The following is an 8,848-nucleotide window of genomic DNA, read 5'->3' on the forward strand; positions in this document are numbered from 1 at the left end:
ATATGTTAGAAATTAATGCCATAAATCAATATTACGGTGGCAGTCACATTTTACGTGATGTCACCCTCGCCGCACCGGTAGGAGAATGTAGCGTGGTACTGGGTCGTAATGGCGTCGGTAAAACCACCTTGCTTAAATGCTTGATGGGCATCCTACCAATAAAATCAGGTGAAATTTTATTAGACGGTAAGGACATTAGTCAGATGACGCCTGAGCAGCGTGTGCGCGCAGGACTCGCTTATGTACCGCAAGGACGTGATATATTTTCCACCTTGACCGTTGAAGAAAACATTCTGATTGGAATGGCGAAATTCTCTCAACGTAAAGCAAGTAAAGTACCCAAACACTTGTATGATATATTTCCAGTGCTGGACGAAATGAAGCATCGCCGTGGTGGCGATCTATCTGGCGGTCAGCAGCAGCAACTTGCTATTGCTCGGGCGCTTGCCTCCGAGCCGTCTGTGCTGGTACTCGATGAGCCGACTGAAGGTATTCAGCCCTCTATCATCAAGGACATCGGGCGGGTCATTAGGGATTTAGGTTATCAAGGTGAAATGGCCATTGTACTGGTCGAGCAGTTTTATGAGTTTGCAGAAGAGCTTGCCGATAACTATACCGTGCTCTCTAGAGGACAAGTGGTAGCTCAAGGGGCTGGAGTTGACATGGCAAAAAACAATATTCAAGAGTTGGTGGCAATCTAAAAGGACACTTTATAAAAAGACACTTTATAAAAGGGAATACAATTTTGACTTGGCAATCCTCACTACAGCTCCATTTCGACTGCGCCTCTACTGCTGCAAAAACTCGGCTGTGTCATCGTGCCCATACTGGCGCACTCATGGTGCAGCGCGCGCTGTATCCTGAGCCTGATAGTACTGATAACAGCCAAGCAGGGATTTGCCATATTTATGTGTTGTATCCTCCTGCTGGTATTGCTGATGATGACCGCTTAACATTGGAGTTTAACCTACACTCTAATAGCCATGCGGTGATTACCACCCCTGGAGCCGGCAAATGGTACGGGCAACGCAAATCATTACGATCCTCTAGACCTAGCGACTCATCAAAATTTCCCAACGGGGCTCAGGATACAACTAGCAATGACTCTGACCATCCTCTCTACAATAGCTCCTGTTCCCATATTATCCACAATACCGTTAGCGCAGAACAATCTATCGACGCCCGCCTCGATGACCGCGCTGTCCTTGAATGGCTACCTCAAGAAAGTATCTATTACGATCACTCTGTCTCTACTGCCAATAATCGCTTTTATTTGGCTAAGACGGCAAGTTTATTGACTTGGGATATTTCTGTGTTCGGACGTCAAGCGTATCAAGAGACGTTTGCTAATGGTCATTATGCCAACCGCTTAGAGATATGGCGTGAGAGTAATTTATTGGTCAGCGAATGCATCTCCCAGCCAGCCAATACGCGCTGGTTTACCTCACCATTAGGACTGAATAATCAACATGTGCATGGCTCTTTTTGGGCAATACCTAGCACAGAGGTTATTGCGCCAGAACTACAGAATAATCCGCTCAAGCTCGGCCAATATTTAGATGCCACTATTACCGAGATACGCAGCCTCATTGATCAGCAGTCACTCCCCATTCACTGTACTCACAATTTTCAAGGTATCAATTGCCGTTATTTAGGAGCAGATGTGCGCGCTTGCTTTGAGGCTTTTTACCAAATTCGCGAGCTTATCAGGTCTAAATGGTACACGCTTGAGCCTCATCGACCAAGGATTTGGGACACTTAATATCATGTACTCCTGCATACTCTCATCCTTAAACAGTGCTGAATCAAACCAGAATGACTATACTTAGCCTATTTATTTTATAAAGATTAAAAACGAATCATAGTCTTCAAAAGACAATAATTATTAAGGAAGTTTTATGCAGTTAAATCCTACCGAAAAAGATAAACTCTTACTATTTACAGCCGGTATGGTAGCGGAACGTCGTAAGAATCGTGGCGTCAAGCTTAATTATCCTGAGTCTATCGCTTATATCAGCATGCTACTGATGGAAGGCGCGCGTGATGGCAAAACCGTGGCGCAACTAATGAGTGAAGGAGCCACTTACCTCTCTGCCGATGACGTCATGGAAGGCATTGCAGAGATGATACATGATGTCCAAGTTGAAGCCACTTTCCCCGATGGCACTAAGCTGGTGACGGTACATAACCCCATCGTATAGCTTGCTTGTTGTAAAGCCGTATAAAACGATATTGAACGAGAGCCATTGCCGTAAGACGATTAAGGATAATAAAAATGACAATGAAAGCAGGCGAATATAATATTAAAGCAGGCGATATGGCTTTGAACGCTGGTCGATATGTTCAAACCATAACGGTAATCAATACCGGCGACCGCCCTATTCAAATCGGTTCTCATTATCACTTCTATGAAGTCAATGCAGCACTGAGCTTTGATCGAGAGTCGACGCTTGGCTATCGACTCAATATCTTATCTGGTACTGCTGTACGCTTTGAGCCGGGCCAAGCGCGTGAAGTGGAGCTGGTTGCCATTTCAGGTAGACAGCACATTTATGGTTTTTCAGGCGAGGTTATGGGCGTTGTAGACCTTAAAATCTCTCAAAATACCTCGAAAAAACGCATTGACCGACGTATTTATGCCGAACATTTTGGCCCTACCACAGGAGATAAGGTACGCTTAGCCGATACAAATTTATGGCTTGAGGTTGAATATGATTTGACCAGTCACAGTGACCAACATACTGATAGCATCAGCATTGGTGAAGAGGTCAAATTTGGTGGCGGCAAGGTAATCCGCGACGGTATGGGTCAATCACAGCTGCTAGGTGACCAAGTTGCCGACACTATTATTACCAATGCTTTGATTGTGGACTACAGCGGTATCTACAAGGCAGATGTCGCTATTAAGGGCGGTCGCATTAGCGGTATCGGTAAAGCCGGTAACCCTGATATTCAGCCTAAGGTGACGTTACCTATTGGCGCGGCTACCGAAATTATCGCAGGAGAAGGTAAAATCTTAACTGCTGGCGGGATCGATAGTCATATTCACTTCATTGCACCGCAGCAGTGTGAGACGGCATTGATGTCTGGTGTAACCACGATGTTAGGCGGTGGCACGGGGCCTGCTGAAGGTACTCTTGCCACCACTTGTACGCCTGGTGCTTATCATATTCACAGTATGCTAAAAGCCACTGATGCTATTCCGATGAATATTGGATTCTTAGGTAAAGGCAACGTCAGTTTACCTGCCCCCATTGTAGAGCAGATTGAAGCGGGTGCTATAGGTCTTAAGCTTCATGAAGACTGGGGCTCCACGCCCAAAGCCATTGATAACTGCCTTAGCGTGGCTGAAGAATATGATGTGCAAGTGGCGATTCATACTGATACGTTAAATGAAAGCGGCTATTTAGATAGCACTCTAGGCGCGTTTAAAGACCGCTGTATTCACACCTTCCATACCGAAGGCGCTGGCGGCGGTCATGCCCCAGATATCTTAAAAGCTATTGGCGAAACCAATGTTTTACCCTCATCAACCAACCCGACGCGCCCTTTCACCATTAATACCATTGACGAGCATCTCGACATGCTCATGGTTTGTCACCATCTAAGCCCAGCCATTGCTGAAGATGTCGCTTTTGCAGAAAGTCGTATTCGTAAAGAAACCATTGCCGCCGAAGACATTTTACAAGATATGGGTGCCATCTCCATGATGAGTAGTGATTCGCAAGCGATGGGACGCGTAGGAGAAGTCATTATTCGCACGTGGCAAACGGCTGATAAAATGAAAGCCCAACGCGGTCATCTGGCTCCTGATCAATCGGCTAAAACTGAGCACGCATTAGAAAATATCATGCTAAGTCCCACTGACTCTGATAGCAGCAATGATAATTTTCGTATCAAACGCTATCTCGCAAAATACACCATCAATCCTGCCATCACTCATGGCATTAGTGACGAAGTAGGATCCATTGAAGTAGATAAATGGGCGGATTTAATTTTATGGTCGCCTGCATTTTTTGGCGTAAAGCCCGACCTTATCATTAAAGGCGGCTTGATTGCGGCAGCGTCCATGGGCGACCTCAATGCTTCCATTTCAACCCCGCAGCCTGTGCACTATCGCAGCATGTTTGGTAGCTTCCCCAAAACAGTGGCGCAGACTTGCATCACCTTTATGTCAAGTGCTGCGATAGACAAAGGCGTTGATAGGCAATTAGGGTTAGAAAAGGTCATTAAAGCGGTACACAACATTCGTAAGGTACGTAAACAAGACATGAAGTTTAATAGCTACTGTCCTAAGATGGAGGTCAACCCAGAAACCTATGAAGTGTACGCCGATGGTGAGCTGTTGACCTGTGAGCCTGCCGACTATCTACCGATGGCACAGCGCTATTTTTTATTCTAGCTGCTTTTTATTGTCGTGCTGATAATCTACCATCAGCTGTCAACCATCTACTTTAACGGACTATAAACATAATTATGAACATTTATACGCAACGTCTTGATCTATCAACCCTTAGCGCTGAACAACAAGCAATTATTGATAGGCAAAAACAGGCAGAAAACTTTTTATATTTAGATTTCGACACCCGTCAGCGTAGCCGTTTTAAAGCAGAAACCCAGCACCAAAAATCCATTGGTGTTGATTTGCCACGTACGGAAACCATTAAGAATGGCAGTGTTTTAGCAGACTATCAAGGCAACTTGATACAGATTATGGCTGCCAAGCAAGCCTTGATAGAAGTGACTGCCGATAATAACTTTGACCTTATGAAAGGCGCTTACCATTTAGGCAACCGCCATGTGCCTTTAATGCTGACCCCTACTGCCCTCTACTTTGAGCCTGACCATGTTTTAGAAGCGATGTTACATCAACTTGGCCTACATACCCAAGCCGTACAAGCGCCATTTGAGCCAGAGACTGGTGCCTATAAAGGTGAGCACGGCGGACATTCTCACTCTCATAGCCACAATCGTGATCACAGTCACAGTCATGCACATAGCGATAACCATCAGCATAATCACTCTGACGCTCACAGCCATAGCCGTAATCATGAGCAGACTCATGACTAATCATGCCATACACTCACAGCAGACTACCCGTACCGCACAAGGTATAAATGTTCTGAATAATATAGAGGTAACTGGACGTTTGCTCATGCTGGCGTCAAGCAACTTACCTATTGGCAGTTATACCTACTCGCAAGGCATAGAGCCTGCTATCGAGTCAGGGCTTATTCATGATGAAAGCAGTTGTTTAGCATTTATGAGTGATTATCTGGAGTTGGCATTGTGTCATTATGAGCTGCCGCTACTGGCGCTGATTATGGAGGCACTTATGATTGATGACGTCGCACTTACTGATGCTTTAGGTGCCGATTATCACGCTAGCCGCGAAACCAAAGAGTTCGTCTATGAGTCAAGTCAATTGGCGCTGTCTTTATCCGCATGGCTAGATAATGTTCTTGAGCTTAATGTGCCTGATAGCTTACTCGCCCATGGGTTTTTGCCACTGTTTGCCCATATCAGCTCGCACTGGCAATTTAACCCTGTACAAGCCATGACCACCTACGCCTTTGGTCAAATCGAAAATATGGTGCTGGCTGCGGTCAAGACCGTACCGCTTGGACAAATGGCAGGACAGCGCATCATTTGGCAGCTGCAACAGCTATTAAGTCAGAAAATACAGCCACTGGCTGCTAACGTCCAGCAAAAATTTTCGCACGTTCAACATATGGCGTTAATGACTGATTGCTCTGATATAACAACATTTAAGCTAAATCTTCTCTATCAACAGCTACATATGTCCGCCAACCTACCAAATTTAGCCATACTGTCTTGTCAGCATGAAAGGCAATATAGCCGCCTATTTCGCTCTTAATCGCTAATATACACAACTCTCATCAAGGAACTTTATTTATGGCCCTAACACCCAAAGTCGAAAACAAAAATGTAGAAACGACGCTCTCTCCTCTACGCTTAGGTATTGGCGGCCCTGTAGGCTCAGGAAAAACGGCATTGACGCTGAGACTATGTCAACGCCTGCGGGATGATATCAATATGGCCGTGGTAACTAATGATATTTATACCAAAGAAGACTCTGAATTTTTAACCCGTCATGAGGCGATGCCAGCTGAGCGCATTCGCGGTGTTGAAACCGGTGGCTGCCCGCATACTGCCATCCGTGAAGATGCCTCAATTAACTTATCTGCCATCGCCGAATTACAGCAGCAATTTGCAGGTCTTGAGCTTATTATCATCGAGTCTGGTGGCGATAATTTGGCAGCAACTTTTAGCCCTGAATTGTCCGACTTGACACTATATGTCATTGACGTGTCTGCAGGCGATAAAATTCCTCGTAAAGGCGGCCCTGGTATCATGAAATCGGACTTGCTCATTATCAATAAAACCGACCTTGCCCCTTTCGTAGGCGCGTCACTTGAGGTGATGGCACATGATGCCAAAAAAATGCGCGGTGATAAGCCTGTGGTATTTAGTAACATGAAAACAGGCGAAGGTCTTGATGACATTGTTGCTTTTATCTTAGATAAAGGCATGTTAAGTGTGGCGTAGAATGCCTTAGGTAATGGCATCAATAAGTGCTCTACAAACCGCTGATGGATCAGTGGATTATCAGTCAGTTTTTATATCGATTTGTTTATTTATTAAGGATTTATCATGACAACAGACACAGCCAAAACGATGACACGCAAAAATATCCTCCAAAAAACCACCATAATCAGTAGCTTAGCACTGTTATCGTTGCTACCAACACTCGCATTTGCTCACCCTGGGCATGGCTTGATGGCAGCAGATGGCTCATTTAGCCTTTCAATATTGTCTGGTATATTGCACCCTTTGACTGGGTTCGACCATCTGATGTTAGCGCTGGGCATGGGCATGCTATTTACTCAAATGCACAGCTTTAAAAAAGGCTTTGTAGCACTGTTAATTGGTCTAGTAGCAGGATTTGTACTGAGTTTAAGTGTGAGCTTGAATAGCCTGTTTATTGAATACGGTATTCTACTCTCTATCGTACTACTGACCATGGCACTTATGAGCCGCTACTTTAATGTGGCATTGAATCAAGGCCACGAGATGTCCGTCAAAACTGTGTATAAATTCTTAGTCATTGGCTTTGGTGCGCTTGCTATGTTCCACGGTGCTGCTCATGCAATCGAAGTGCCTGCAAACAGTAATACCGCTGGCTTCTTTACGGGTATGATTGTTGCCATGCTAGGTCTATATACTATCGGCAAAGGATTTGCCACATATCTAAACACTCACCTACAAGACAGTTTGATTATTCAACGTGTTATAGCTGTTGTCGGTTTATGCGGTGTGCTGTTAGGGTAACTTTGTTAATTTATACACAGAGTTATTTAACACGGTAGTAAGTTGAAGTGTAATGCACGCAGGTGACATTATATAAATTGCCTTGTGACATTGCCTTATGCCCCTGAGCTTATGGCAGCTCTTAAAGAAACTCTTAAAGAAATAAGGCCGCTCAAGCGACCGCTTAGCTCGCGGCAGGATTAGCATTCAAAAAGGTTTGGGCTATAAGAAGCTTTAGATAATAAGTAAAAATGGCAATCAGAAAAAAAAGGACAAATTAATGTCCTTTTTCTGGCGTTTGGTTTACTTAATGCTTACCAGCTAAAGCCCATACCCATGCCACCAGAGTTCTCATCTTTTGTAAAAGCACCACCGAGACTAAAGCTGGTATTGGGATTAATGACACGCTGATATCCTAAGGAAACCGCTTGCTCAGAACCCTGAAAACCTGCGCCCACGCCTATACGGTTCTTACCTTGTAGACCTGACGTGCTGGTTGCCATGTTTAACATCGCAGCACTCATCGCACCTTGACGATCAAAACGATCATCAATTTCCTTAAAACGCTGTCCGTTATCTTGCAGATAATTGTGAATAGAGTCATTTAGAGCATTAAATTTAGTATCAGTATAAGTGTTCGAGGTTTCAATAGCGCTTGTTTTTGCGTCTTGTAACTGACTGACATTGACTGCGTCATTATCAGCGGTACCATTAGCAACATTGATAATCTGACGCTGGTTAAGATCCGAACCAACCGACACTGTGTTTTCACGGTTAGAGCTAGAGTCATTGCCGAGTACCACGGCGTTTTTTGCAGTAGTATTGACATTATTGCCGAGCACAAAAGTATTGTCGCCAGACACAGTATTATTATTGCCCATACTATAGCTGTTATTGCCACTGACCGTACTTGGATCGCCAATCGCACCTGAATGATTTCCAGTCACTTTATTACCAGTGCCAATGCTGATAGCTTGCTCACCAATTGCTTGAGCACCATCTCCCATTGCGATAGATTGCTTGCCCTGCGCCGCCGCATTAGTGCCTAAAGCCATTGCGTTGTCTCCACTAGCAATCGCTTCTGCAGACGTACCACCATTGATGCTTAGGTATTTATGCTGTGCAGCAATGTCCTGTTTAACGCTCAATACCTGATCATTTGTATAACTTTGTGACGATGCTAGAGTCTCGGTTGCTTTGCCGTCAGTGTAACCTTTTGATGCGGTTAAAGTCTCAGTTGCTTTGCCGTCGGTATAGCCTTTGGAGGCGGTCAAAGTCTCAGTTGCTTTGCCGTCGGTGTAACCTTTTGATGCGGTCAAAGTCTCGGTTGCTTTATCATCGGTGTAACCTTTGGAGGCGGTTAAAGTCTCAGTTGCTTTGCCGTCGGTGTAGCCTTTGGAGGCGGTCAAAGTCTCGGTTGCTTTATCATCGGTGTAGCCTTTGGAGGCGGTTAAAGTCTCAGTTGCTTTATCATCGGTGTAGCCTTTGGAGGCGGTTAAAGTCTCAGTTGCTTTGC

General features: G+C 44.9%; 9 protein-coding genes. 8 read left to right on the forward strand and 1 reads right to left on the reverse strand.

Going from position 1 to position 8,848, the window contains the following annotated elements; genetic code table 11:
- Nucleotides 1–2 precede the first annotated feature (2 nt).
- The 8 genes from urtE to JFC08_RS12410 all read left to right on the forward strand — a co-directional run bounded on the left by urtE (nt 3) and on the right by JFC08_RS12410 (nt 7,353).
- Complete coding sequence (urtE, locus tag JFC08_RS12375) at nt 3–701, forward strand: urea ABC transporter ATP-binding subunit UrtE (RefSeq protein ID WP_010200556.1); 699 nt, start codon at nt 3–5, stop codon at nt 699–701.
- 44 nt (nt 702–745) lie between these two features.
- Nucleotides 746–1,762, forward strand: a complete 1,017-nt coding sequence (locus JFC08_RS12380) for an urease accessory protein UreD (RefSeq protein ID WP_198330922.1) — start codon at nt 746–748, stop codon at nt 1,760–1,762.
- A 136-nt stretch (nt 1,763–1,898) separates the two neighbouring features.
- On the forward strand, nt 1,899–2,201 hold the full coding sequence (ureA, locus tag JFC08_RS12385; protein ID WP_010200554.1) for an urease subunit gamma: 303 nt from the start codon (nt 1,899–1,901) through the stop codon (nt 2,199–2,201).
- A gap of 74 nt (nt 2,202–2,275) precedes the next feature.
- A complete protein-coding gene (gene ureC, locus JFC08_RS12390) occupies nt 2,276–4,402 on the forward strand; it encodes an urease subunit alpha (protein WP_227697771.1) in 2,127 nt (708 codons plus the stop codon).
- A gap of 74 nt (nt 4,403–4,476) precedes the next feature.
- The gene (gene ureE / locus JFC08_RS12395) at nt 4,477–5,070 is read left to right on the forward strand and encodes an urease accessory protein UreE (protein ID WP_198330923.1); all 594 of its coding nucleotides are present in this window, start codon (nt 4,477–4,479) and stop codon (nt 5,068–5,070) included.
- The gene (locus tag JFC08_RS12400) at nt 5,063–5,878 is read left to right on the forward strand and encodes an urease accessory protein UreF (RefSeq protein WP_198330924.1); all 816 of its coding nucleotides are present in this window, start codon (nt 5,063–5,065) and stop codon (nt 5,876–5,878) included. Before ureE ends, JFC08_RS12400 begins: the two co-directional genes overlap by 8 nt.
- A gap of 38 nt (nt 5,879–5,916) precedes the next feature.
- Nucleotides 5,917–6,570 carry an urease accessory protein UreG gene (gene ureG / locus JFC08_RS12405; RefSeq protein ID WP_198330925.1) on the forward strand — a complete coding sequence of 218 codons (654 nt, stop codon included), beginning with the start codon at nt 5,917–5,919 and terminating at the stop codon, nt 6,568–6,570.
- 105 nt (nt 6,571–6,675) lie between these two features.
- Nucleotides 6,676–7,353 (forward strand): HupE/UreJ family protein, encoded by a 678-nt coding sequence (locus tag JFC08_RS12410; protein WP_198330926.1) that lies wholly within the window; start codon nt 6,676–6,678, stop codon nt 7,351–7,353.
- 293 nt (nt 7,354–7,646) lie between these two features.
- Here the strand turns inward: JFC08_RS12410 and JFC08_RS13960 are convergent.
- Nucleotides 7,647–8,848, reverse strand: a 1,202-nt coding sequence (locus JFC08_RS13960) for a YadA-like family protein (protein ID WP_276529651.1), incomplete at its 5' end; no start/stop codon positions are given.

This window comes from Psychrobacter cibarius (genome assembly GCF_016107535.1).
GTDB classification, from domain to species: domain Bacteria; phylum Pseudomonadota; class Gammaproteobacteria; order Pseudomonadales; family Moraxellaceae; genus Psychrobacter; species Psychrobacter cibarius.